The organism is Nocardia sp. NPDC058114 (assembly GCF_042884695.1).
In the GTDB taxonomy this organism is placed as follows: domain Bacteria; phylum Actinomycetota; class Actinomycetes; order Mycobacteriales; family Mycobacteriaceae; genus Nocardia.
Window position 1 is genome coordinate 23,124 of record NZ_JBHVTK010000014.1, and the last position, 24,654, is coordinate 47,777.

Annotated in this window: 24 protein-coding genes; 13 read left to right on the plus strand and 11 right to left on the minus strand. The window is 66.5% G+C overall.

Annotated features, from left to right (window positions below):
* Positions 1–8 precede the first annotated feature (8 nt).
* Positions 9–1,040: an aldo/keto reductase gene (locus tag ACFVVI_RS32370; protein WP_387448245.1), complete on the plus strand. Its 1,032-nt coding sequence runs from the start codon at positions 9–11 to the stop codon at positions 1,038–1,040.
* 92 nt (positions 1,041–1,132) lie between these two features.
* Positions 1,133–2,467, plus strand: a complete 1,335-nt coding sequence (locus ACFVVI_RS32375; RefSeq protein WP_387448247.1) for an NtaA/DmoA family FMN-dependent monooxygenase — start codon at positions 1,133–1,135, stop codon at positions 2,465–2,467.
* 64 nt (positions 2,468–2,531) lie between these two features.
* Here the strand turns inward: ACFVVI_RS32375 and ACFVVI_RS32380 are convergent, their stop codons facing one another.
* Genes ACFVVI_RS32380 through ACFVVI_RS32390 form a run of 3 tightly spaced genes read right to left on the minus strand, consistent with a single transcriptional unit; the run spans position 2,532 to position 5,942 of the window.
* A complete protein-coding gene (locus ACFVVI_RS32380; RefSeq protein ID WP_387448249.1) occupies positions 2,532–3,788 on the minus strand; it encodes an MFS transporter in 1,257 nt (418 codons plus the stop codon).
* Complete coding sequence (locus ACFVVI_RS32385) at positions 3,785–4,846, minus strand: LLM class flavin-dependent oxidoreductase (protein ID WP_387448251.1); 1,062 nt, start codon at positions 4,844–4,846, stop codon at positions 3,785–3,787. Before ACFVVI_RS32385 ends, ACFVVI_RS32380 begins: the two co-directional genes overlap by 4 nt.
* Positions 4,847–4,871: 25 nt before the next feature.
* Positions 4,872–5,942, minus strand: a complete 1,071-nt coding sequence (locus ACFVVI_RS32390) for an acyl-CoA dehydrogenase family protein (protein WP_387448253.1) — start codon at positions 5,940–5,942, stop codon at positions 4,872–4,874.
* A 455-nt stretch (positions 5,943–6,397) separates the two neighbouring features.
* Between ACFVVI_RS32390 and ACFVVI_RS32395 the strand changes: the two genes are divergently transcribed.
* Entirely contained in the window at positions 6,398–7,606 is a 1,209-nt protein-coding gene (locus ACFVVI_RS32395; RefSeq protein ID WP_378990332.1) for an LLM class flavin-dependent oxidoreductase, read from the plus strand.
* A gap of 10 nt (positions 7,607–7,616) precedes the next feature.
* Positions 7,617–8,981, plus strand: coding sequence for an NtaA/DmoA family FMN-dependent monooxygenase (locus ACFVVI_RS32400; RefSeq protein ID WP_378990333.1), 1,365 nt, complete (start codon positions 7,617–7,619; stop codon positions 8,979–8,981).
* An 84-nt stretch (positions 8,982–9,065) separates the two neighbouring features.
* Here the strand turns inward: ACFVVI_RS32400 and ACFVVI_RS32405 are convergent, their stop codons facing one another.
* From ACFVVI_RS32405 to ACFVVI_RS32425, 5 genes are all read right to left on the minus strand, one after another.
* The gene (locus ACFVVI_RS32405; RefSeq protein WP_387448256.1) at positions 9,066–10,208 is read right to left on the minus strand and encodes a serine hydrolase domain-containing protein; all 1,143 of its coding nucleotides are present in this window, start codon (positions 10,206–10,208) and stop codon (positions 9,066–9,068) included.
* Between the two features lie 83 nt (positions 10,209–10,291).
* On the minus strand, positions 10,292–11,125 hold the full coding sequence (locus ACFVVI_RS32410; protein WP_387448258.1) for a DUF1707 domain-containing protein: 834 nt from the start codon (positions 11,123–11,125) through the stop codon (positions 10,292–10,294).
* Positions 11,126–11,223: 98 nt separating this feature from the next.
* A complete protein-coding gene (locus ACFVVI_RS32415; RefSeq protein ID WP_387448260.1) occupies positions 11,224–11,898 on the minus strand; it encodes an NPCBM/NEW2 domain-containing protein in 675 nt (224 codons plus the stop codon).
* Between the two features lie 171 nt (positions 11,899–12,069).
* The gene (locus ACFVVI_RS32420) at positions 12,070–12,606 is read right to left on the minus strand and encodes a hypothetical protein (RefSeq protein WP_378990338.1); all 537 of its coding nucleotides are present in this window, start codon (positions 12,604–12,606) and stop codon (positions 12,070–12,072) included.
* A 48-nt stretch (positions 12,607–12,654) separates the two neighbouring features.
* The gene (locus tag ACFVVI_RS32425) at positions 12,655–15,027 is read right to left on the minus strand and encodes an NB-ARC domain-containing protein (RefSeq protein ID WP_387448262.1); all 2,373 of its coding nucleotides are present in this window, start codon (positions 15,025–15,027) and stop codon (positions 12,655–12,657) included.
* A gap of 122 nt (positions 15,028–15,149) precedes the next feature.
* Between ACFVVI_RS32425 and ACFVVI_RS32430 the strand changes: the two genes are divergently transcribed.
* The 8 genes from ACFVVI_RS32430 to ACFVVI_RS32465 all read left to right on the plus strand — a co-directional run bounded on the left by ACFVVI_RS32430 (position 15,150) and on the right by ACFVVI_RS32465 (position 20,942).
* Positions 15,150–15,419, plus strand: a complete 270-nt coding sequence (locus ACFVVI_RS32430; RefSeq protein ID WP_378990341.1) for a hypothetical protein — start codon at positions 15,150–15,152, stop codon at positions 15,417–15,419.
* Positions 15,416–16,246, plus strand: a complete 831-nt coding sequence (locus ACFVVI_RS32435) for a Mov34/MPN/PAD-1 family protein (RefSeq protein WP_387448264.1) — start codon at positions 15,416–15,418, stop codon at positions 16,244–16,246. Before ACFVVI_RS32430 ends, ACFVVI_RS32435 begins: the two co-directional genes overlap by 4 nt.
* 207 nt (positions 16,247–16,453) lie before the next feature.
* Positions 16,454–17,509 carry an SEFIR domain-containing protein gene (locus ACFVVI_RS32440; RefSeq protein WP_387448267.1) on the plus strand — a complete coding sequence of 352 codons (1,056 nt, stop codon included), beginning with the start codon at positions 16,454–16,456 and terminating at the stop codon, positions 17,507–17,509.
* Between the two features lie 202 nt (positions 17,510–17,711).
* Positions 17,712–17,939 (plus strand): hypothetical protein, encoded by a 228-nt coding sequence (locus tag ACFVVI_RS32445; RefSeq protein ID WP_378653145.1) that lies wholly within the window; start codon positions 17,712–17,714, stop codon positions 17,937–17,939.
* A gap of 17 nt (positions 17,940–17,956) precedes the next feature.
* The gene (locus tag ACFVVI_RS32450; protein WP_387448270.1) at positions 17,957–18,280 is read left to right on the plus strand and encodes a hypothetical protein; all 324 of its coding nucleotides are present in this window, start codon (positions 17,957–17,959) and stop codon (positions 18,278–18,280) included.
* Between the two features lie 58 nt (positions 18,281–18,338).
* Positions 18,339–19,172, plus strand: coding sequence for a hypothetical protein (locus ACFVVI_RS32455; RefSeq protein ID WP_387448273.1), 834 nt, complete (start codon positions 18,339–18,341; stop codon positions 19,170–19,172).
* 38 nt (positions 19,173–19,210) lie between these two features.
* The gene (locus ACFVVI_RS32460; RefSeq protein ID WP_387448276.1) at positions 19,211–20,155 is read left to right on the plus strand and encodes an LD-carboxypeptidase; all 945 of its coding nucleotides are present in this window, start codon (positions 19,211–19,213) and stop codon (positions 20,153–20,155) included.
* Between the two features lie 217 nt (positions 20,156–20,372).
* Positions 20,373–20,942: a GNAT family N-acetyltransferase gene (locus ACFVVI_RS32465; RefSeq protein ID WP_387448279.1), complete on the plus strand. Its 570-nt coding sequence runs from the start codon at positions 20,373–20,375 to the stop codon at positions 20,940–20,942.
* Positions 20,943–20,988: 46 nt separating this feature from the next.
* Here the strand turns inward: ACFVVI_RS32465 and ACFVVI_RS32470 are convergent, their stop codons facing one another.
* From ACFVVI_RS32470 to ACFVVI_RS32480, 3 genes are all read right to left on the minus strand, one after another.
* Complete coding sequence (locus ACFVVI_RS32470; RefSeq protein ID WP_387448282.1) at positions 20,989–21,363, minus strand: VOC family protein; 375 nt, start codon at positions 21,361–21,363, stop codon at positions 20,989–20,991.
* A 137-nt stretch (positions 21,364–21,500) separates the two neighbouring features.
* Complete coding sequence (locus ACFVVI_RS32475; protein ID WP_378990351.1) at positions 21,501–21,866, minus strand: VOC family protein; 366 nt, start codon at positions 21,864–21,866, stop codon at positions 21,501–21,503.
* A 249-nt stretch (positions 21,867–22,115) separates the two neighbouring features.
* Positions 22,116–22,913: a TetR/AcrR family transcriptional regulator gene (locus ACFVVI_RS32480; RefSeq protein WP_387448286.1), complete on the minus strand. Its 798-nt coding sequence runs from the start codon at positions 22,911–22,913 to the stop codon at positions 22,116–22,118.
* 133 nt (positions 22,914–23,046) lie between these two features.
* On the opposite strand from ACFVVI_RS32480, the gene ACFVVI_RS32485 reads away from it, so the two are divergent.
* Entirely contained in the window at positions 23,047–24,504 is a 1,458-nt protein-coding gene (locus tag ACFVVI_RS32485) for an MFS transporter (protein ID WP_387448288.1), read from the plus strand.
* Positions 24,505–24,654: the final 150 nt, after the last annotated feature.

Consider the following 24,654-nt stretch of genomic DNA (forward strand, 5'->3'; position numbering starts at 1 on the left):
GATCCCTGATGAGCTACGGCCCCTTCGACCGCACCTACACCGCCGCGGAAGACCGCTACGAGAAGGTCCCGTACCGGCGAACCGGTACCTCCGGCCTCGACCTGCCCGCGTTCTCCTTCGGGCTGTGGCAGAAGTTCGGCACCGATTACGCCTTCGCCACGCAGCGCGAGATCATCCTGCACGCCTTCGATCTGGGCATCACCCACTTCGACAACGCCGACCGCTACGGTCCCCCGCACCGCGCCGCGCAGAAGAACTTCGGCCGGGTGCTCGCCAAGGACCTCGCGCCGTACCGCGACGAGATCGTGCTGTCCACCAAGGCGGGCAACGCGATCGGGCCGAGCCCGTACCTGCGCGGCGGTTCCCGCAAGTCGATCCTGAACTCCCTCGAGCACAGCCTGCGCGATCTCGGCACCGACTACGTCGACATCTTCTACCACCACAGCCCCGACCTCGACACTCCGCTCGAGGAGACCGTGGGCGCGCTGGTCAGCGCGGTGCAGCAGGGCAAGGCGCTCTATGTCGGCATCTCCAACTACCAGCCCGACCGCACCCACGAGATCGCCGAGCAGCTGCGCGCCGCCGGTGTCCCGTTGCTGATCCACCAGGCCCGCTACTCGATCTACGATCGCCGCCCCGAGCAGAACGGTCTGCTCGACACCGCGACCCAGGACGGGTTCGGCGTGATCGTCTACTCGCCGCTGGCCCAGGGCCTGCTCACCGACAAGTACCTCGAGACCATCCCCGAGGGTGCTCGCGCGCAGAACAGCACGTTCCTGTCCCCCGATGTCATCGACGAGACCTACCGGCAGCGCACCGCCGAGCTGAACAAGATCGCCGCCGCGCGCGGGCAGTCGCTGGCCCAGCTGGCGTTGCAGTGGGTGCTGCGCCGTCCCGAAGTCACCTCGGCACTGATCGGGGCGAGTACGGTGGCCCAGCTCGACCACAACACCGCCGCACTGGACTTCCCCGACTTCACCGCCGAGGAGCTCGCCCTCATCGAGGAGCACGGTGTCCACGGCACCGGCCTGAAGCTCTGATTCCTACCCGAACACGACGCCGATGACGTGGCCGAGTCCGCTCACGTCATCGGCGTCTCCTGTCTCACCGACCGCACCAGAAGGCACCGACCATGTCCGGATTCCACTTGAACCTGTCCCTGATGACACCGGGACACTTCCGTCAGGCTTGGCGACTCGATCATGCCGACCCGCTCGCCTACCTCGACATCGACTACTTCCAGCGTCTGGCGAAGATCGCCGAGGCCGCCAAGATCGACGCGGTCTTCCTCGGGGACGGCCCGGCCCTGCGCGGGGAGATCGAGGAGGCGCCCGGCACCGGGATCGATCCGCTCGTGCTGCTCGGCAGTGTCGCGGCGGTGACCGAGCACCTCGGTGTCGTGATCACCTCCTCGACCACCTACAACTCCCCCTACAACCTCGCGCGGCGGTTCCAGGCGCTCGATCACGTGACGAAGGGGCGGGCGGCGGTCAATATCGTGACCACCGGAACACCGGCTGCCGCAGCGAACTTCGGCCTGACCGATCATCCGGAGAAGGAGACCAGGTATCGGCGGGCGTGGGAGTTTCTCGACGTGGTCACCCGGCTGTGGGACAGCTGGGAGCCGGACTGGCTGATCGCGGACAAGTCGACCGGTCGCTACGCCGACACCGGCAAGATCCATCGCATCGATCACGAGGGCGAGTTCTTCTCGGTCGCCGGGCCGCTGCCGGTGGCTCCGGGCCCGCAGGGTCGACCGGTGGTCGTGCAGGCCGGCGGGTCCGAGGGCGGGCTCAAGTTGGCGGGTGACTTCGCCGATGTCGTGTTCACCGTCGCCCAGACCAAGGCAAAGGCGGTCGCGTTCCGCAACGACATCCGGCAGCGCGCGGCCGCGGCCGGTCGTCATCGCGACGATGTGAAGATCTCGCTCGGCGTGGTGGTGCTGGTCGCGGCGACTGAGGACGAGGCGCGTCGGCGCGAGCAGGAGCTCTACGATCTGCTGCCGATCGAACGGCTCACCACCGCACTGCTGGGTAACCTCGGCCTGCCCGCGGACTCTTTCGGCCCCGATGATCCGATCAGCGTCGACGATCTTCCCGATGCCGTTCCGGCCGGTGCGTTCTCGACGGGGTTCAGCATCTCCACCCGCGCGCTCATCGCGGAGGGACCGCGTACTCCGCGCGAGTTGATCCAGCAGGGCGCCGGCGGCTCCGGCCACCGCCTCCTGGTCGGCTCGGCCGAGCAGGTCGCCGACGATCTCGCGTCCTGGTTCGACGCGGGCACCGCCGACGGTTTCACCATCATGCCCGCCGAGACCGCCGTCGACCTGGAGAATTTCGCGACCCTGGTGGTGCCGATCCTTCAGGAGCGCGCTCTGTTCCAAAAGGATTACTCCGCGCCGACATTGCGCGCCCGCTTCGGTCTCCCCTTCCCGGGGGACCGCGCGGCGGAAAGCCTGCCCGCGTAATCACCGCAGTCCAACGGCCGCCCCACTCACCTTCGAGCGGGGCGGCCGTTTCGCTGCCGGTCCGTTACGGGGTCGCGCCGCAGTTGGGCCCGGTGACCGCGTCCTGAGGCGGAACCGGTGGGTGGTCTACCGGCGGTGTGCGCGACAGGGGAATCAGCGCGATCGCGGCGAGAAGGGCGGCGAGCCCGATGACAACCAGGAATCGCCAGTCACCGAGCCAGGTGGCGGCCAAGGGAGCGCCCGCACGCGACAGCGCGATCGGGACCGTCATCACGGCGAGGATCCCGGCGAACTGGGGGACGCCGAAACTGTCGGCGACGATCGACGGGCGCGCGATCACGCTGGTGCCGTAGCCGGTGCTGAAGGCGACGATGCAGGCCAGCGTGAGCGGCAGTGAGGTGCCTGCCAGCGGTAGCGCCAGCAATCCCGCCCCCTGGAGGGCGAAGGAAACCCCTGTCACGCTGGTCATCCCGAAGCGGCGAGCCAACGGGGCCAGGGCCAGGCGGGCGGCGATCTGGGTGACGCCGACGGCGATCGGGAGGGCGGCGGCGGACACGGGCGAATAGCCGATGTCGCGGAAGTAGGTGACCATCATCAGCAGAAAGGCCGACGTGGACCCGCTCTGGGCGACGAAAGAGACCACCAGCAACCAGAATTTGCGGTCGCGGAGCGCGTCACCGAGGCGGACGCCGGTGCGTTGCGCGACCCGGCTGGTGTGCGCTGCCCGGCCCGGCACCGCCCACAGGTGCGCGGGCACCACGATCACCGCGAAACCGATCGCCAGCACCATCAGTGTTGTGCGCCAACCGAGTTGCGTTTCGAGCCAGCCCGCGAAGAAGTAGTACAGGCTGGTGGCCAGTCCGACGACCGTGGTCACCGCGACGATCGCCGAATCCCGGTGTTCCGGCTCGGTGGCCACCACGAGAACGGCGAACGCGGCCTCGTAGGTGGAGGTGGCCAGTGCCAGCCCGATCAGTGTGAACGCCGCGTACAGCTGGGCCAGGCTCTGCGCCTGCGACCACAGCAGAACCGCGCCGACGCCGAGCGCCGAGCCCGCCGTCATCAACGCCCGCCCACCGTAGCGGTCGAGCAGATTGCCCACCGGCACCGCGGCCAACGCCCCGATCAGCGTGGAAATGGTGGCAGCGGCCGCGATTTCGGTGCGTGAGACCGCCAGGGCCTGCGACATCGGGACTAGCAGCACGGTGAAGGCCTGGATCATCGCGCCGTAGCCGACGGTCTGGGTCACCGCGAAGACCGCGATGAGCCGGAACCGTCGACTGCGCACCGGGTCGACGGTCAGGACGGCGGCGGCACTCACTCCCCGAGCAACGGCAGCAGCTGGGAACCCTGACGCTCGATCTCGCGAAGGTACGGGGTGTCGGACAGCACGAAGTGGGTGATGCCGAGATCGCGGTATTTGCGCAGCGACTTGGCGACATCCTCGGCGGAACCGACCAGCCAGGTGGTACCCGCGCCGCCCCCACCGTGTTTGCCCGGCGCGGTGTAGAGATTGTCGTCGAGCACCTCGCCGCGTGCGGCGAGGTCGAGCAGACGCTGTTGACCGACGGCGGTGCGACGGTGCGGATTCGACCCACTCTGGCTGTTCTTCGCCATCTCCGCGACCTTCGCCTCGGCATCGGCCCACGCCTGCTCGGTGGTGTCGCGGACGAAAGTCGTGATGCGCAAGCCGAATTCGAGCGGCGCGTGCTCCCGGCCCAGTTCGGCGCTCAGCGCGCGCAATCGTTCGATGCGCTCACGTACCCCTTCCAGCGGCTCACCCCAGAACAACTGGACATCTGCCTCGGTCGCGGCGACCCGTTCCGCGGCCTCGGAGGCGCCACCGAAGTACAGGGTCGGATGACGGCGGTCGCCTCGCGGTTCGATGCGGGGCACCACCGTGGAGTCGGTGATCTGGAAGTGCTCGCCGCGGTAGGTGACGTTCTCCTCGGTCCACAGCTTGCGGACGAGCTGGAGGAACTCCTTGGTGCGGGCGTAGCGGTCGGCCTGGTCGCCCTCGCTGTCACCGTAGGCGGCCAGATCGTCCTTGCCGGAGACGATGTTCACTCGCACCCGACCACCGGAGAGGTGATCGAGGGTGGCCGCGGCGGAGGCGAAGTTCGCTGGGCGCCAATAGCCGGGCCGGATCGCGATGAGCGGCTCGAAGGACTCGGTCCGCGCCGCCAGCGCCGCGGCGACGGTGAGGGTGTCGGGGCGGCCCCAGCCGGTACCGAGCAGCGCGCCCTTCCAACCGTGTGCCTCCAGCACCTTCGCCTGCGTGGTCAAGGTGTCCAGGCTGTTGTGATCGGCGGCCACGGGCTCGCCGCGGTGACCCGGCGTGACCTGATTGGGGATGTACCAGAGGAATTCGAGACTCATGTTCGGTGGTTCCGTTCGGTGGTGATCAGCGGGCCAGCGCAGCGAGCTGGGCGCGACGGACATCGGTGGTCTGGCCCTGGACCAGGACGAAGAGGACGGAGCGGGCGTGTAGTTGCGCGGTGTCGTCGCCGCTGAGGCCACGGCCGGATCTGGCGATGAGCAGCGCGCGGCTGATCGCCGAGAGTGCCTCTCCGCTGGCGACTTTGGTGGCCAGGCGCTCATCGAGGCGATGCGGTCCGGTGCCCGCGGCCGTGGCTTCGTCAGCGAGCGCGTACGCGGTGGAACGGATTTCGGCGACGCGTGGGCGCCAGGTCGCCGCGACATCGGCGGCCAGCGGCACCGTGCTGCGCTCCAGCTCGGTCAGGATCGTCTCGGCGAGGCCGAAGTGGTGGGCGCGCGCGTCGCTCGCGGTGCCGGTGTCGTCGATGCGCGCTTGGTCGAGACTCTGTGTGGTGAGAACGTTTTCGTCGGGGACGAAGACTTCGTCCAGGTGCACGCGGGCCGTTCGGCTGCCCGCGACCGCACCGAGTTCCAGCGGTCCGGTGCTGCGGGTTCGTGGCCCGACCGGAACGAGCGCGGTGACCACGGTTTCGGTGTCGGGTTCTACGGCGGCCACCGTCAGCGCCGAGTTGAGGCCCCACCCGCTGACCCAGGACAGGGTGCCGTCGAAGGTCCAGCCATCGGCAGCCTTACGTGCCACGACATAGTGATCGGGGAACCGCCGCACATCGCTGACTCCGGCACCGAGCAGCAGCTCACCGCGCAGAATCTGTGCGGCCAGCGCCGATACCGGGGCACCTGCCGCGGCGATGCGCCCGGCCAGCGGCGCGTGCTGTGCCCAGACCAGCCACGTGTTGAAGCAGGCGCCCGCGATGATCTCGTGCACGCGACGGTCGGTGTCGCGGTCGATCGCGAGACCACCGAATTCTGTGGGCGCGAGATGATTGAGCAGACCGAGGCCGCCCAGTTCGTCGATCCGATCCGCGAGCACCCCGGTGCGGTCCGTCGACAGTGCGGCGGGTCGCAACACCTGCTCGGCGTAGTCGCGCACTCGGACGAGGAATTCGTCGTTCGCGTTGTCGTGCGCTGCGTTCACGTCGAAAGTATCGACCCGCACAGCGAGCGAATGCCTGTGTCTACCCCCGCTGTGTACCGAGCCGCACCGGCCTCTACCTGCGCGGACAGGAGGCAAGCGGAGATAAATTCCCGCAGAGCGAGAAGTCTGTGCGACGCGTCAGCAAACAAGGATCTGCCGGTGGACACCGCCGCGGGCAACGATGCGGCATTCCTCCATCCTCGCGCGATCGGTGCGCGGCGATCAGCGATCCGCAGGGCGACAGCCTATTTCCTGTCGATCGGGCTGAATTCAATGGTTGACGTCGCCGCAGCGGACCGGTCGTATCCACCCAGCCGCCCCGCTGACCACCGGTGATCGTTGCCGACATCGCTGCGCCCCGTACTGCGACCGCGCCGCTCGGATCCGCCCGACAACCCGGTGCCCGCCATCGGGTGTTGCACCAGGCACCGTTCACCGAACAGAAATGGCAGACGATGGCACCGAACCCACTGCACCTGGGTGTCGCGCTCGACGGCGCGGGCTGGCACCCGGCCGCCTGGCGAGCACCGAACTCGCGGCCCACCGAATTGTTCAGCGCCCGATACTGGGCCGACCTGGTCGGCACCGCCGAGCGTGGTCTGCTCGACTTCGTCACGATCGAGGACAGCCTGCGTGTGCCCGGTCCGCTGCACACCCGCGACGACGATGCCGTAGACCAGGTCCGCGCCCGGCTCGACGCGCATCTCATCGCCGCGACGCTCGCCCCGATCACCCGCCACCTCGGTCTCATCCCCACGGTGACGACCACCCACACCGAGCCGTTCCACGTCTCCACCGCCATCGCCACCCTCGACTACACCTCCCGCGGCCGCGCGGGCTGGCAGGTCCGAGTCTCGGCAGGCGCCGAGGAAGCCCAGCACTTCGGGCGCCGCGAGGTCACCGACCCCACGCCCGCCGAGTTCGCCGACATCATCGCGACCGGCAAGCTCCCCGAACACGCCGAAGCACTGTTCGAAGAGGCCACCGACGCCGTCGAGGTGGTGCGGCGCCTGTGGGACAGCTGGGAGGACGGCGCCGAGATCCGCGACGTCGCCGCCCGCCGCTTCATCGACCGCGACAAACTGCACTACATCGACTTCGAAGGCCGCTTCTTCAGCGTCCGCGGTCCCGCCATCACCCCGCGCCCACCGCAAGGTCAGCCGGTGGTCACAGCACTCGGCCACGCCACCCGCATCTACGAATTCGCCGCCGCGGCAGCCGATCTCGTCTTCGTCACACCCACACGCGAGCACGGACCGGCCGAGATTCTGCGACAGGTCGCGACCGCCGCCGCGACCAGGGTGGGCGAACCGCTGCGGGTCTACGCCGACCTGGTCGTCTTCCTCGACTCCGACGAGGACACCGGCGCGCAACGCCTGGCCCGGCTCAACGACCAGTCCGGTGCCGAATTCTCCTCCGACGCGGCCATTTTCACCGGCAGCGCCGAGGAGCTCGCCGATCTGCTCGCCGACTGGGACGCCCAGGGTGTCGACGGGTTCCGGCTGCGTCCCGGTGTCGCGGTCGATGACCTGGCCGCGATCGCGGGCCGACTCGTGCCCGCCCTGCAGCATCGCGGATTGTTCCGCACCAGCTATCCCGAGGGTTCCCTGCGCGGACTGCTCGGTCTGTCGACCACCGTGCCCAACCGTTACGCCAGAGTGTGAGGTCCCACCGATGAGTACACCCCGCAAGCAGGTCATCCTCGGCGCCTACCTCGGCGGCGTCAACCATCACACCGCCTGGTGGCACCCGCAGGCAGGCAGCCAGATCGATTTCAGCTCCTTCGAACACACCGCGCGCACCGCCGAACGCGGCAAGTTCGACTTCTTCTTCCTCGCCGAAGGTCTCATCCTGCGTGAACGTGCGGGCCAGATCTTCGACCAGGACATCATCGGCCGTCCCGACACCTTCGGCGTGCTGGCCGCCATCGCCTCGGTCACCGAGCACCTCGGCCTCGCGGGCACCATCAACGCCACGTTCAACGAGCCCTACGAACTCGCTCGGCAGTTTGCCACTCTCGATCACCTCTCCGGCGGACGCGCCGCCTGGAACGTGGTCACGTCCTTCGACGCGTTCACCGGACAGAACTTCCGGCGTGGCGGCTTCCTCGACCCGGCCGACCGGTACGTGCGGGCCGAGGAGACATTGAATGCTGTTCGAGCCCTGTGGGATTCGTGGAACGTCGACGATATCGTCGCCGATAAGGACAGCGGGCGATTCCTGGCCCGGCCCGATGCCGGTGCGTTCGAGTTCCGTGGCCGGCAGTTCGACATCTCCGGCCGGTTCACGGTGCCGCGCAGCCCGCAGGGCAGGCCGGTGATCCTGCAAGCCGGCGTCTCACCACAGGGACGCGATTTCGCCGCGGCCAATGCCGACGCCATCTTCTCCCCCTACGGCAAGCTTCCCGAGGCCGCGGACTTCTATCGCGACATCAAGGCTCGCGCGGTAGCGGCCGGGCGCTCGCCCGACGACATCAAGATCCTGCCGTCGGCGAGTTTCGTCCTCGGCGACACCGAAGCCGAGGCGATCGAGAAGTACCACGCCATCCGCAACGAACAGGTCACCGGACAGACCGCGCTGATCCTGCTCGAACAGATCTGGAACCGGGACCTGTCCGGCTACGACCCGGAGGGCCCGATCCCCGATATCGAGCCCGATCCCGACGCGGCGCCGTTCATCCAGGGCCGCGCCTTCCTGCACCAGGACCGTTTCGCCACGGTCAAACGGTTGCGCGAGGTCTCCGAGGCCAAGAAGCTGACCCTGCGCGAAACGGTGATCGACCAGTTCGAGCGCGGTCCGATCGTCGGAACACCGGCCCGGGTCGCGGAGAAGATCGACGATTTCGTCAGCAGCGACGGCTCCGATGGTTTCATCCTCGGTTCCCACCTCGTCCCGACCGGCCTGGACGAATTCGTCGACCGCGTGGTCCCGCTGCTCCAAGACCGCGGCGCCCTCCGCACCGAGTACACCGGAACCACCCTGCGAGACAACCTCGGCCTGCCCGACCTCCGGTCGGCCACCGTGTCCGTCGATGCCTGAGTGATGGTGCTGCTGTGGGCATCTCGTGCCGGTGCCCACAGCAGACCGTCCCGCACCCGGCCGGAAAGGACTTCGACACAGGCTCTAGGGTGCCGAGCAGGCAGCAGCGTCCAAAGCGCGCGAACCTTCCTGGTAGCGGTCATCCATCAGGTCCTGGTTGAGGGCGATGGTGACGGCACGGCCTGTGGTGAGGACTACGCCGTCATAGGTCACGGTGCCCGACAGACCGCCGGTATGACCCCAGAGCTCGTTGCCGCACGACATCGTGATTCGCGCCAGGCCGAGACCGTAGGCCCATGTGCCGTCCACTCCGGTAGGCCGGACATTCTTCATCTCCGCCAATTGCGCGGACGGGAGCAGCTTTCCGTCCAACAGGGCGAGGAAGAAATGGTTCAGGTCCGCGCCGGAGGCGACCATCGCACCGGCCGCGCCGGCCCACGAGACGTTCTGGCTGGTGTAGTCGACTTGTACGCCACCGATCTCGGTGTACCCCTTCGGATGGGGGCCGCGGATGTCGACTTCATCAGGACTCGGGTAGTAGGTGTTGCGCAAGCCGAGGGGCTCGATGATGCGATGGGTGACCTCAGTGCCTACCGGGTTTCCGGTGATCTGCTCGATCACCATCCCGGCGATGGCATAGTTCGTGTTGGAGTATGCCCATTGCGCACCGGGCTCGAAATCGGCTGGCGCGGTGAGCGCGTTGCGGACCACTTGGGCGATATCCGTTATCCCCCAGCGGACTTGCTCGGTGAGGCCCGCGACCTGGCCAGGCTTGGGCGGCGCCCCGAACTCGGCCGCATACTCGGGCAGTCCGCTGGTGTGCTGCAACAGGTTTCGGATCGTGATCCGATTGCCGTCGATACCCGGCCCGTGCACCACGCCCGGCAGATACCGTTCCACCGGCGCATCCAGCTCGACCTTGCCCTCGGCCACCAACTGCAGCATCACGGTGGCGACGAACGGCTTGGTGTTGCTGGCAATCCGGAGCCGATCATCGTCGGAAAACGACCTGCCGGTGGCCACGTCGGCCACACCTGCGGTGACTGTCCAGGTATGACTTTTGTCGGTGATCACCGCCTGAGCTCCCGGATAGCCTTGGCGCACCGCACTGTTCAGCGCGGCCGTGATCTCCGCCCGGCCCGCTTCCGTGGCACCGGGCGAAGTGTCCACGCCGCACGACGTGGCTATCGAGACCGTCATCCCCAGCATCGCAAGTTTCATCCGCATCCCATGAAACTAGGGAGAACGCCCTGCCACGAGAAGCCTGCCGACTCCCCGATACCCGGTAGTGCTGACACTACCGACGACGACTATCGGGTGGCGCGCAGATCTCCGAAGACCCCGACGCAGTTACCGCCGGTCGTATCGGTCACTTGAAGCCGTAGGCGCAGCGGCTTGTCGAATTCGAGATGGACCGGCACCGTGGCACCCAGTTTCACCACCACATCGGTGAGCAGCGCTCCGTCGGCGTAGATCTGGAACTGAACAGCGATGTCGCTGGGCGTCGAATCGTCCTGAATGCCCAGCACTCCGTCGAGCCTGGTGAACTTGCGTCCCAGGTCGTACTCGACGAACGCCAGCTGCTCGCGGTAGGGCTCGAGCAAGACAGAGCGACTGTAGGAGGTCCCCGACACCTGGCTCGGCCCGACATCGAGATCCGAGTACTTTCCTCCCGACAGTGCTTTGAAATCCATCACGTACTGCACCGCATCGGTGCTCACATCCGACAGGGCGCCCGAAGTGGAACTCGAGGTCGTCGTCGAAGTCGAAGTGGCCGTGGCCGATCGAGACGAGGTCGGAGCGGCGGCAACGGCACTCGCCCGCGACGTGGTGGTGGAAACAGGCGCCGCTACTTCGCTCGTCGTGGCGGACGAGCGCTGCGTGGCCAGTACCACCACCGCGCCGATCAGCAGGACACACGTGATCCCCAACGCGACGGTGGCGACCAGCCACGGGTTGCGTCGGTCGTCCGCGGGCGACGGCAGGTCCGCGAAGATGGCGTCCAGGTCCGCTTGGGTGACCGCGGCGGTGATCTGTTGAGCCCGCAGATCGAATTCCCGGAGATCGATGCGACCGGCCGCCTGATGCTCGTTGAGAAGCGCCAGAGCGCGATCCTTTTCGACTGTTCCGATCCGTGGAGTCATTTTCTCTTCCGATGTACGGAGTGCGGGAAATCCACACTCAGCCGATAGTTTGCTGAAGTAGTAACTTTGACGAAACGAATTACCTCGCCGACGCCTGCTCAGCGCTTGCGACCGGGTGGCTCAGTGCAGTGCACCCGGGGCTTTCCCCACGCATTCTTGGCATCCTGGGATCGCCTCGTGTCGAGCAACGTCAGCCGGACGACACCGGAGATGTCGAGGTCGACCTCGCGGGCGGCGTCCGCCATCGACATCTCGCCCGCGAAGGCCTCTCGATCATCGGCCTGCACAACGAAACGGCCCACACCGTCGGACGACGCGGAATCGGCGTCCTTGCCGATCCAGACCGAGAAGCGATCGCACTTGCCGCCCACCGTCCATATCGCGCGGTTCATCGGGTCCGACGTCGTGGACGGGTAGTACCCGACAATGCTGCTCGGGAAGCTCGCCGAACCGATCCGAACAGGATCGACCGGGTCGAATCCGTTGTTCCAGGTAACGGATCGGTACGAGGTCAGCTCGTACCACCCGGCGGAGGGCGCAACCGTCGGGGACACGAGTTTCGACGTGGGAGTGACGGACGTGGTGAGCGTCGGCGCGGCGGTGGGCAGAGTGCGCTCGTCCGTCGACGTCGGGTCCGGCGATGCCGAGGTCGCCGAGGTGAGTCGCTCCAGAAACGACAACGCGCCTTCGGCATTCGCGAGAGCTGCGACTGCCAAGGCCGACACCGTCGTGGCGGCCAGCCATCGCGATCGCCTCGCTTTGATGAAACTCACGACATGCTCCAGTCCAGATTCATGACAGTGGTGGCACTGTTCGCGGCAGCGTTGCCGACAGCACACTCACCGGGTAGATAAATACGTCACTATTTGTTCTGCCGCAACCTGATCGGCGAAATCGGACCGCCCGAATCGATACCGTTCGGAATTGAATTCCGGTCGGTCGGGTCAATCCACCGCGCGAACCAGCTTCTGTTGTTCGGTTTTGAGTTGCCCGTAGGTGTCGCGCACATAGCGCACGTAGGTCGCACCCGGGTGCGGCACCAGGGACCGAACGTGCACGCCGTCGGATTCGGCGGCCAGTTGCACTTCGACGGACGCGACATGCGAACAGAACGTCAGCAGCGGTTCCGGAACTTGGTAATCCGGTACGAGATCGGCGTGTTCGATGATCAGATCACGCATTGCCCGGTTCACCGGCATCAACGCGTGGTCGCGCCACCGACGCCAGTTGTCGGTGGCGAGGTCGGGACGGCGGTGGGACGCGGCGGGCAACTGCGATTCACGCAGCTTCTCCCAGATGCGCTCGTTGATGTCGACCATGACGTGCAGCGGACCGTACAGCTCACGAATCTGCCTGCTGATCCTGAGCAATCGCGCCTGTCGGCGTTCCTGCGCGAGTTGGCCGCGCTGGTTGAGCAGGTAGGCGAGTCCGGCGACCGCGACGGTCGTCACGGCCGTGATGAGAGTGGCGACCATGTTCACGGATTTCACCGTAGTGACGACGAGGCCGAAGCGGGATAGTGCTGCTGTTCAGGCGATTACAGAGTTTTCCAGCCGACTTTCGACAGGAGTCGCCCCCGCTGAACGAGACTCGAGCTTCTCGGCCCGGGCTGCGATCTCCGCGACCCGAGCAGTGTCACGAACCTGGGTGCACAGATCGATCGCGATGCGCCAGTGTTGTCGCGCGACCGCCGGTTCACCCCGGGCGACCGCGACCTTCCCGAGCCCGTCGTGGCCACGAGCCTGCTCGACGGCACTGCCCGCCATGCGCCCGAGCGCGACAGCGCGGTCGAAGGCCTCCCACGCGTCCGCGAGATCGTCCAGCGCCAGATAGGCGTCGCCGAGCACATTCGAGGTCATGGCCTCGTCGACGAACAGGTTGAACGTCCGGAACATCTCCGACGCGTTCAGCAGCCTCGGCACGGCGTCGAGAAATCGGCCGAGGTTCACCTCTATGAGGGCCGTATCACGCAACAGGATGGCCCTGTTGCGCGGAGTGCCGTGCACGTCGACGAACGCGAGTGCGCGGAGGCTGAGCTCCAGCGCCTCCGCGAAATCCCGCCTGCGCACGTGCACCCAGGCCTGGTGGGCCACAGCGGTGTGTTCGCCGTGCCGATCACCGAGACGCACGAACAGCAGCCGGGCTCGCTCGTACAGCGCCGCAGCGGCCACGTCGTCACCGGCGGTCATCGCGGCGAGACCGAGATTGTTGCAGGTCACAGCTTCCGCGTAGTGATTGCCGGCCCGGACCGCAGCGGCCACGGCCAGCCGATGGGTCTCGGTCCACAGCTCGATGTCCTTGGTGATGAACGCGAACCCACGCACCGCGAAGGCGAGCTGCCAGCACTGCTCGTCGAGCCCGTGCCGGGTCGCGGCACGGGCCACGGCGGCCACGTTGTCGCGTTCGGCGGTCATCGCCTGCATGGCCTCGGGGTAGGTCGACACCGTCGCGTCGACGCAGGGCGAGCTGGGCGCCATCTGCGCGCGGTGCCGAGACGGGGTCAGGATCCGGTCCATGCCATCGGCGAACACGGTGTACCGATCGACGAGGCGAGTGACGGCTGCCCGCGTGGTGACATCGTCGAAGTACGCGGCGGCGCGACGACGCGCGAAGTCGCGCAGCAGATCGTGGAATCGGTATCGCCCGCGCGCGTCGGGTTCGAGCAGACTCACCTCGACCAGCAGGCGCAGGTGCCGCCACATCGCCGAGGGCTCCACGCCCATCAGCGCCGCGCCGCTCCCGAGATCGAAACTCGTTCCCGGGTGCAGGCCGAGCACCGTGAACGCGCGCGCCGAATCCGCTGGCAGGCGAGCCACGGAGTACTCGAACAAAGTCTCGACATCGCGATCGCCGTCGTGCAGCATCTCCAGTTCGACCCGGGGCTCGGCGCCCCCTTCCGCGGATGTCGGCCACATCTCGCTGCGCAAGATCGCCGCGGCGATCCGCACAGCCACCGGCAGGCCGTGGCACTGCCGTGCGATCGCGGCGCTCTGCTGAGGAGTCGGTGTGCGCTCAGCGGGCAGCCCGCCCGTGAGGCGATCGAGCAGCGCTACCGAATCCGCGTCCGCCAGCCGTCCGATCGGCACTCGGTCCACCTCGTCGAGTCCGTTGAGCGTGCCGCGGCTGGTGACCAGGATCGCGGAGGCGCCCGCTCCCGGCAGCAGCGGCGCTACATGGGCCGCGTCCAAGACATTGTCGAGCAGGACGAGATACTTCCCCGCGGCGAGCATCTCCCGCAGCAGCGAGATTCGCGAATCCGGTTGAGCGGGAACCGATTCAGGAGCGAGACCCAGCTGGCGCAGCAACGCTCCCGCGGCCACTTCCGCTGCCACGACCGGCCCTGCGGCGTAACCGTGCAGGTCGAGAAACAGGCAGTTGTCGGGGAATCGGGGCAGCAAACGTCGGGCTGCGCGAACCGCGAGGGCGGTCTTACCCACACCTGCGAGACCCGACAGCACACAGACCGCGCTACCGGCACCCGCTATCGCGATCACCTGGTCGAGTTCGCGTTCGCGACCGTGCAGAACCGCGATGTCGCGCGGCAGGTGGGTGTGCTGGTTCGCTACCCGTGCCGAGGGCTCGGGCTCGGGCTCGTCATCGGCGGTTCTCGTGATACCGCCGGGCTCGCCGCGCCGCTCGATCTCGAGCGTGTCGCGCAGATCGGTCAGCCGCTTGGCATCGGCCCCCGAGATGTGCAGCGCTGCCAGCAGTATGTCGAGACGCCCAGTGCTCGGCAGCGTGTTTCCCTTCAGGTAGGCATACACACTGCTCGTAGAAACGTTGAGCTGCTTGGCTATTCGCGAGCATTCCACTCGACCGTGCGTCTTCTCGGCTCGCAGTGCGGCGGCTTTCAGCTCACCGGCGAATCGTTCCATCTCCGGCGTTCTCTCCCTGCCGCCCATCGTCAGCCTCCTGCTCGGACCGCACAGCACCGCTCAGGGTTTTCGAGAGCTTTCCAGAACCCCAGGCGCCTCGCACCTCGATCGTGCTGGCATGACGGCTCAGTCTACCGAAGGAGACGACCGTGTCCGATGCGATGAGTCGACCGAAATCCCTGGAACACATCCCCTTCGACGACACCACGGCGGGGGCGAGTGCCGCTCCGTCCCATCCGTACGGTCTGGTGCTGGACACCGACGGGCGAATTCTGCTGGTGGACAGAACAGAAGAACTCCTCGACCGCCAGTTCTCGCAGGTCACCACCGAGACGTTCGACGCGGCGACCGCGATGGCGCGACATCGACTACCCGTGGACCGCAACAGGTCCCGGCGCGATGTCCACCGGGGCGCGTGAGCGGGGTGTTTCGCCACGTCTCGCTCGTCGACTCCGTCCTCACCTCGATCGACCGGCACGTCGCCGCCCACCCGCCGGAACGGGGCGGCGGACTGCTCGGCCCGTTGGGGCTGCCCCTGATCACGGCGTTCCTTCCGGACCCGGACGCGATCTCGACCGCGACGACCTTCCGCATCTCGCCCGCGTTCCGGCGGGCACTCAACCGAATAGAAGAAACCGAGCCCGACCTCGAACTCAAGGGAATCGTGCACTCGCACGCCAAGGGCGCGGAGCATCCCTCGGTCGACGACCTGGCGGCCTTCACCGATTGCCTCCGCCTGACCCCCTGGCTCGGAAGGTACGTCACTCCGATTGTCACGCACCAGAATCAGCGCACGAGCGACCACCAGGTGCTGCTGCCCAACGGCCTCCTGTCGGTCTTCGTCTCGGTGCCGACCCCGCTGGGGACGGTCGAAGTCCGTCCCGCCCGAGTTCAGATCCTGCCGGTCGGTCGCGACTGCACCAGTCTCGCGACAGCACTCGGCACCTCGGCCTCCACACCGAGGACTGTCGATGTCGAGGGAGTCGTCCATGTCACGGTGGTGATGCGCACGGCGGGACTGGAGTTGACGCTGCTGTTCCCGCTGCTGTATCCGACACAGGCGCCGATTGTGCTAGCCGAGCGCACCGACGAATTCGACAGCGGTAGATCGACATTGCTGGATAGCTTCGGTATCGACCACCGACACCACCGCATACTCCCGCTGCCCCTCACCTGGGACCTGACCGTTCCGGCGGAATCCCGGTTGGCGCGGGCGCTACACGCCGCGCCGGATCCGGTGTGGTGAATTCCTGTCGCGATGCGGCCGGGAACACGGTCCCGGTCGCCTACCATTCTGGGCCGTCACCGGTTTCGGACGGGTGGAGATCGTGGTGTCTGTGAATCGTATTCCGCTCGGGCAGAACGTATTCGGGACGTCGATCAGAAGGGAAGAAATGAAGAACAGGACAACGATGGCACCGGCACGGGCTGCTGAGCAGCCCACCGCGCTCCAGTGAGTACCGAGCAGGACGCGACCACCCCGGCGGCTTCCGACAACGTGGCTCCCCGGGTGTTCGTCTCCTATTCGCACGACTCACCCCAGCACAAGGAACTGGTGCGCGAGTTCAGCACATTCCTGCGCAGCGAGGCGGGCGTCGACGTCCGGCTCGACGCCTGGGACGACTACGAGCGCCGCGACTGGTCGCTGTGGGCCATCGAGCAACTGACCAACGCGGACTTCGTCCTCGTCATCGCCTCCCCCGCCTACAAACGTCGCGCGGACGGCACTGCCGCCGCGGACGAGGGTCGAGGCGCGCAGTTCGAGGCGGCGATCATCCGCAACGGCCTCACCAGAGATCTGCGCGGGGAAACCCGACGGATCCTGCCGGTCATCCTCCCGGGCCGCTCGGTCGACGAGGTCCCGGTGTTCCTGGCCGCCCATTCCACCACCCACTACGAGATCAGCGAATTCACCACCGAGGGCATCAACGATCTGCTCGCGGCGTTCAGCGGAGTCACCGAACACCCTGCCCCGCGTCGCGGCACATGGGTCGGCCCGCAGTGGGGTAGTCGCCGCACCGAACCGCAGGGTGCCGACGCACCGCGTAAACGCAAGGCACAGCTGCTGACCGACGCTTTCGACCCGATCACGCGAGGCCCGGATCTGCAGATCACCGGAGCCGATCTCAACGGAATCCACTACGGCAACAGCATTGTTCACCGCTGCGCGAACTTCTGTGGCGACCCACGCAGCCCGATCGAGTACAACCTGCGCCGGTCGTTTCGGGAGTTCGAAACCGTGGTCGGCGTCCTCGACGACGCCGTGGACGCGCGGCAGATCGGCTACTTCCAGGTCTTCCTCGACGGCGAGGCGCAGAAACAGGTCGAGGTGGCCCATGGTGAACCGGCGCGGATTCGCTACGACGTGAGCGATGTCCTGCGGCTGCGCCTGGTCGCCTATCGGCCTGACACGGTCGCCAATCCGATGCTGGCAGGCTTGGGTGCCGCTGTCGGGCGCCCCAGCAAACTACCGGCTCTGGCCTGGGGAAACCCCACCCTGTTCGCCTGAGGCCGACCTCTCCTTTTCCAGTGGCGTTCAGCGTTTTTCAGCGTTTCCACGCCACGCGCCGGAACGCCGCCGCGGCCGTGCATCCTCGATTCGGCAACGCCCAAGGCGTCGTCACGAGAAGGCCCGCCGATTCGGGCGCCGGGCGGGGTGCGCTCGAATCGGCGCACCTCCGCCCATCGGAAAACGGATAAGAGGATATCGAATGCGATTTGTCAACGCATTGTTCGTAGCGGTTTTCGGAATCATGCTCTGTGTAGCCGGATTCAATTTCTACGGTTCCGGCGCGATCGTGCTGATCGCCCTGGGTCTGCTATCGGTCGGGTACGGCGGATATATCGCGTTCTCGCGTGGCAGCTACTTCATGACGGATTGGTTCTACGCGCTCCCCATCGTCGGTGGGCTCGTCCTCTTCGCCGGCCTCAATCGTTGACAGGGATCGGACCACACATGACATTCCGACGCATTCTTCCGGTGACCGCAGGCATCCTCTCGGCTCTGACACTCGTCTCGTGCGGGCAGGACCCCAAGGATGTGACCTGTTCGGAGTTCGCCGCGATGAGCTACGAGGACCAGAACGACACCCTCGACGACCTTCTGGCCGACCATGATCTGCAGACTCTGTCCACCGCCAACACCATCGGTGTGCGCAGAGAAGTGGATTCCTACTGCGGCACCTTCGGATTCAGCAAGGACACCGGCGGCAAGGCAGGCCGCAACGGCGCGGAGTCGATCGACGACGCCGTCGACTGGGACTCCGGAACATGGGGCTGAACCCGCCGGCCGCGGACCACCGCGGCCGGATCCGCATTTCGGGAAAGGTGAATACGCAATGACCGTGGAAATTGCCGTCGCCATGTTGATCGCTTGGGCGGTCGGCAAGGCCAACCGGGTCGGGAAACCCATCAATGGACTCACCGACGAAGCGCTGGACCTCGCGGTGAATCGAGTACGCAACGCGGTGGTTGCCAAACTCGGTGGCGACCCGGCCGTCCAGCAGCTGCTGAACGAGGCCCGCGCGACCCGTGGTGCGGTGTCCTCGGCCACGCAGGTCGCCGCCGAACGGTCCCTTTCGGTAGCGGTCGCCGGCGACAGCGGCTTCAGTGCCGAACTCGACCGGCTGACCGCACCGCCGACTCCGCCACCTGCCCCGGCCGGTTCCGGGTCGCGGTACAACAACTCCGGCACTTTCGCCGGTGTGATGGGCGATATCAGCGCCACCGGCCCGGTCACTGTGAAGAGCAAGATCGTGCATCAGGCCAAGCGCCACCCGGTCCTCGCGACGTTCGTCGTCGTCGGTGCGGTTGCGCTGCTCGGCTTCTCCGCCGACCGGTTGATGAGCGATCCGAGCTCCGGTCCACAGCCGGGTGGTGGCGCAGAGGCCATGGCAGGCACGTGGACAGCATCCGACGGTACCGGAACAAAAACCTTCGGTTCCGACGGTGGCCGATGCGACGGATTCTTCTACAACAACGGCGAACCGCTCGACATCGGCGGACCGATGACATGCTCGATCTCCAGCAAACCCGATGCGGACGGCCGGTACACGCTGATAGTGACGCAGAGCCCCAATCGAGCGAAATACCGCGTCGAGTTCACAGATGCCGAGCACGCCTCCGTTTTCGATACGTCCGGGACCGAACTCTACGGCCTCGAGCGTTTCTGACCGGAAGGAACGGACCGCGGCGCTACAGTCGCTGGCCTATGAGCCGATCGCACGAACTCGCCGTACGGTCGTGGCCGCGTCTTCGTTCGGGTGACACCGTTCGCCTGGTCTCACCGGCCAGTTTCCCCGACGAAGCTTCCTCGATCCTGCAACTGACCCAGACCCTGCAGGATCGAGGTCTTCGGGTCGAAGTCGGAGACCACGCGTTGGACCAGCACGGTTATATGGCAGGGCGAGACGCCGACCGACTCGCAGACCTCAACGCCGCCTACACCGATCCCGATGTTCGAGCGATCATCACGACGAGAGGCGGGGCAGGCGCCTACCGTCTCCTCGACGGACTCGACTACGACGCTATCCGCGCCGACCCGAAACCCCTTGTCGGATTCAGCGACATCACCTACCTACATCTGGCGATCTGGCGGAACTGCCGCGTCCCAGGCGTCCATGGCTGCCTCGCAGGCCGCCGGTCGACCGAAACCGTTCACCATCTATTGACCAGCCCGCGACCATACGTGCTCGAGCGCAACTCGAAACTGATGTCGGTCGCGGTCGAATCAGCCGGGCGCGCACAGGGATTCGTGATGGGAGGTTCGCTGGCCGCCATGGCAGGCATGGTCGGTGCAGGCCTGCCCGACCTCACCGACTCCATAGTCCTCATCGAAGCCCAACGCCAAATCGGGCTCGGACAGATCGACCGCCAACTCACCCAGCTGATCCGATCCGGAGCCTTCGACGGTATCCGAGCGTTCGCCCTGGGAAGGTTCCACGGGTTCGAGGATTACACCGACCGCGGCTGGAACCTCATCGACGTCCTGCGCGACCGCCTTGTCCCCCTCGGCAAACCGATCCTCGGAGGCCTGGAATTCGGTCACGGACCAGATCCGCACGCGATACCTCTCGGTACTTTCGCCGAACTCGACACCGACAGTGGAACACTCACGCTCAACCCACCTGGCCGCTCGGAACTTGCCAGCCGCTGACTGCTACACCCGCCGAGCAAACTGATGGTTCGCGGAAGGCGCGACAGAGGACAGGTCGCTGGGCTGTTCCGCCGCACGGCGTCGGCCTCGTGTCATACAGAAGTTCCGAAGTCGGATTCGCGACATCGAGGCCGCCATTGTTACACCGGCAGAACTGATTCGGCCTGGCTGGTTCCAACTGTCCATCTTCGCCGGACTCGACGGGGACAATGCTGGAATGCCCGAGTTGATGTCGGCAGTGGTCGATCCCGCTGCGTTCGCCACCGATCAGCCCACGCTCACCGCGGCCGATGGGCTGACGCTGCGGCCTTGGACCGTCGCCGATGCGCCCACCGTCTACGCGGCATTCCAAGACCCCGCGATCCGGCAGTGGCATGTTCGGACGGCCGAGTCCATCGAGCAGGTTCGCCAATGGATTCACCAATGGCGCTCGGCTTGGTCCAGCGGCAACGGTCAATGGGCCGTCACCAGCAACGGAGAGGTCGCCGGACGCATCGGATTGCGGCAGTCGGACCTCACCGAGAGCGTCACCGAACTCGCCTACTGGACCCTGCCCGCCCGGCGCGGGCACCACATCGCGCCTCGCGCCGCAAACATGCTGACCCGTTGGGCTTTTCACGACGTCGGATTCGACCGGATCGAGCTCACCCACTCGGTCCACAATCTGCCATCGTGCCGGGTCGCAGCCAAATGCGGATTCCCCTTCGAGAGCACGCTGCGTGGCGCCGGCCGCCACAGTGACGGCCGCCACGACATGCACCTGCACGCCCGACTCCGCACCGACTGATACCCGGCCTGATCAGCGAGAACACGGGCGGGACAAGCTGATGTGCCTAGTCAGGATTGGGCGGCATCGTGAGGCAGAACGGATGTCCCGCCGGGTCGAGCAGAACGCGCCAGCGATCCGGTGCGGGCTGGAACTGCGCCTTTACCGCACCGCAGCCGATCGCCGCAGCCTCGGAGACATCGAGATCAGTCACGAACAGATCCAGGTGCATCTGCTTGGGTACCCGATTGCCGGGCCACTCCGGCGGTATGTGGTCCGCCACTCGTTCGATCGTCAGCGTCACCCCCGATCCGCGCAGCACCACCAAATCGTCGGACTCGTAACGGATTTCGAAATCCAGCAACGCCCGGTAGAACTGGGCGAGGTGTCGGGCGTCCCGGCTGTCGAGGGCGATCGCACCGAACCTGGCTATCGCGGTCATGGCTCTCCCTACCTGTGACCCCAGCCTGACGCGGGAGTCGACGTCCTGCCATCGATACCATCGTTTGCCGTTCATAGCTCTACGGTGCGGACATTCGAAGAGAGGCGTCAGTCGCCGGGAGCGGCGGTCTCAGCTACTCAGTCGAGACAGAACTCGTTGCCCTCGACGTCCTGCATCACCAGACACGATTCATTGACGCCATCGGCACGCAGTAGTCGCAGGCGTACCGCGCCGAGCGGGATCAGCCGTGCGCATTCGGCTTCGAGTGCGGCGACGCGCTCCTCACCCACGAGCCCGGTGCCGACCCGCACGTCGATGTGAAGTCTGTTCTTCACGACCTTCCCCTCGGGCACGCGCTGGAAATACAGGCGCGGGCCCACACCTGAGGGATCGACGCACGCCGAGCCCCTGTGCTCGTACCCCAGCACCTCGGACCAGAAACGAGCAACACGCTCAGGCTCCGCGCAGTCGAAGGTGACCTGGATCTGTTTTACCGACACCATCGATCCACCATAGAGAGCAAGTCTCGAGTCGTCTCCACTTCGGATCGCCACGCACACAACACGGTTTGGGCTGACAACGCCGAGAAGTCGGGCCTGGCGGCCGGCGTGCGGCAATGTGCGTGAGACTCGGGTACACCATTCGGAGGGCAACCAGCACAGAGCGCCTCCAGGACAGCCATCATGACAACTCAAGTTGTCAGCCAGGGAGGACTGAACCTACCTCGCCGAAGTCGCGCCGAAGTGACAACTTCAGTTGTCAACAGCCGGGGCGGTCGGCCACCGTTTGCGGGCCGCCTGTCGACTGATCCCGACCAGCCGGCCCACATCACCGTAGGACGCGCCTGCGGCAAGCGCGATCCTGGCGCATTCGTCGACCCGTTCAGCAGCGGCCCGGCGCGCGGCATCCGCTTCGGCCAGCGCCGCCAATGCCGTGCACGGCTCTTTCGGCTCCGGCGGCACACCGTCCATCACCAGTGGGCGCAGGCACGGTCCGACCAACTCGACCAACCGCTCCGCCGGTGCATCGGACACCCCGGGAATGTGCACCATGTAACGCGCGACCAGCACGCCGAGCACCAGCGTGCCGATCAGCGCGGACCGCCGTTCAGCATCTGGGCCAACCAGCACGCGCGTCCACGGACTCGTCTCCGGATTCACGATCGCGCAGCGCACGGCGTGGGCCGCCTCCGGATGGGTGAGCATCGACCTCAGTACCGGCATCGTTCGGTCGTCCTTGCGGTCCACATCCGCCAAGGCGTGCCGAAGCAGGCGTTCACCGAGTTCCTCCGGCGGGCCTTCCAATGCGTCGTCGAGGGTGATCGGAATGCCCGAGACCGCATCGAACAGCGCGTTCTTGGCGCCGAAATGCTGCATCACCAGCGCCGGATCGACGTCGGCGCGCTGCGCGACGGCCCGAATCGTGGTCTCGAGGTAACCACGCTCGGCGAAGAGCTCGCGCGCGGCGTCCAGGATCACCTGCCGGGTCTGACTGCGCCGCTCGGCCCGGCTGACGGGCGCGGACGCCGCGTCGAGTTCCTGCCCTGTCATCGCAACCTCGCTCAACATCTGTAGACGAAATAGGCGGCCGTGCCTATGCTGATCTCAGCCTACAAGCGTAGAGCAGACGCGCAGTGCCGCGCAGCAGCTCGACCTCTCCCCCGAGTTCTTCGAACGGATGTCGATGACCAGCCGAGATACCCAGCCCGCCACCCGAGCTCACGACGAGACCACGCAGACCGCGGGCAGGCGCAACCGCCGCCTGTCGTTCGTGTTGGGCATTATCGTGACCTGCCAGCTCATGGTCGCGGTCGACAGCAATGTCGTCAATATCGCCCTGCCCGAAATCCGGTCCGGACTCGACATGTCCGGACCGGCACTCGCCTGGGTGTTCAGTGCTTACTCACTGGCCTACGGTGGCCTGCTGCTTCTGGGCGGCCGGGCCGGCGACCTTCTCGGCAGGCGCCGGATGTTCATCTGGGGACTCGGCCTTGTCGTCGCCGCCTCGATTCTCGGCGGCGTCGCACCCGACGAGAGCTTGCTGATCGCCGCGCGTGCGCTGCAAGGCGTCGGCTTCGCCTTCGCGAGCCCCGCCGCCCTGTCGATGATCGCCGCCACGTTCGCCGATGGGCCCGAGCGCACGCGTGCGCTCGGGGTGTTCTCCATGGTCACCGGATTCGGTATCACGCTAGGCCTGATCCTCGGCGGCATCCTCACCACCCTGAGTTGGCGTCTGGTGTTCTTCATCAATGTGCCGATCGGCGTGCTCACCATCGTTCTCGCGCTGCGCTACCTGACCGAAACCGAGCGCCACACAGGCACATTCGATCTCCTCGGGGCGATCTTGTCCACGCTCGGCATGGTCGGCGTCGTCTACGGGCTGACTCGCGGGTCCGAGGGCTGGGCCGAGCCCGCCACCGTGATACCGACCGTTGTCGGCATCGTGCTCATCGCGGCGTTCGTCTGCGTCGAACGGCGCGCCGATCACCCGATCATGCCGTTGCGCCTGCTCGGCGATCCGGTTCGGGCCGGCGCCTACCTCACATTCGTCCTGCTGATGGCCGCCATGGCGGGCACCTACATCCTGCTCTCGCTCTACATTCAGGAAGCACTCGGTTTCAGCCCGCTGATCGCCGGAATCGCCTTCCTCCCCCTGGCTTCGGTCCAGTTCGCCATGGCGAAGTCGGCGCCGAGACTGATCGCCCGATTCGGCCGCAAACAGGTATTGCTCACCGGGGTGGTCCTGATGATGCTGGAAGCGATCTGGCTGACCACCACCCATGCGTCGACCAACTACTTCACCGGCGTTCTCGGCCCCTTCATCCTGCTCGGCGCCGGTCTGAGCCTGGCCTTCGTCACGTTGAACATGACCGTGCTCGGCGGACTCGAGCCTCGCGACATGGGCGCCGCGTCCGGACTACTCCAAGCGACCCAGCAGCTCGGACTTTCATTGGGCGTGGCCATTCTGACCACCATCTATCAGTCGTCCCGCGCCGAGCGGGCCCAGGAGAACACCGGAACCAAGGACATCCTCGCGCACGGCATGGCCAGCGCGGTGATCGCAGCCGTGATCTTCACGGCAGCGGCCCTGCTGATCAGCCTGTTCATCGTCAAGGTACCCAAGCCGGCGGGTGCGGTCTGACGTCGGTTCGGCCCCTGCTGGCGTGGTTCGACAGCGACCGGACGAAGTGCTTGCTCCCCGTGCCTGACCCGCGACCGCAATTATTGCGAGTGAATGCCGATTGCCGCATCTCGTCGAGCCGCGTCTTGTTAAGAGGAATCCGCTCCGGTA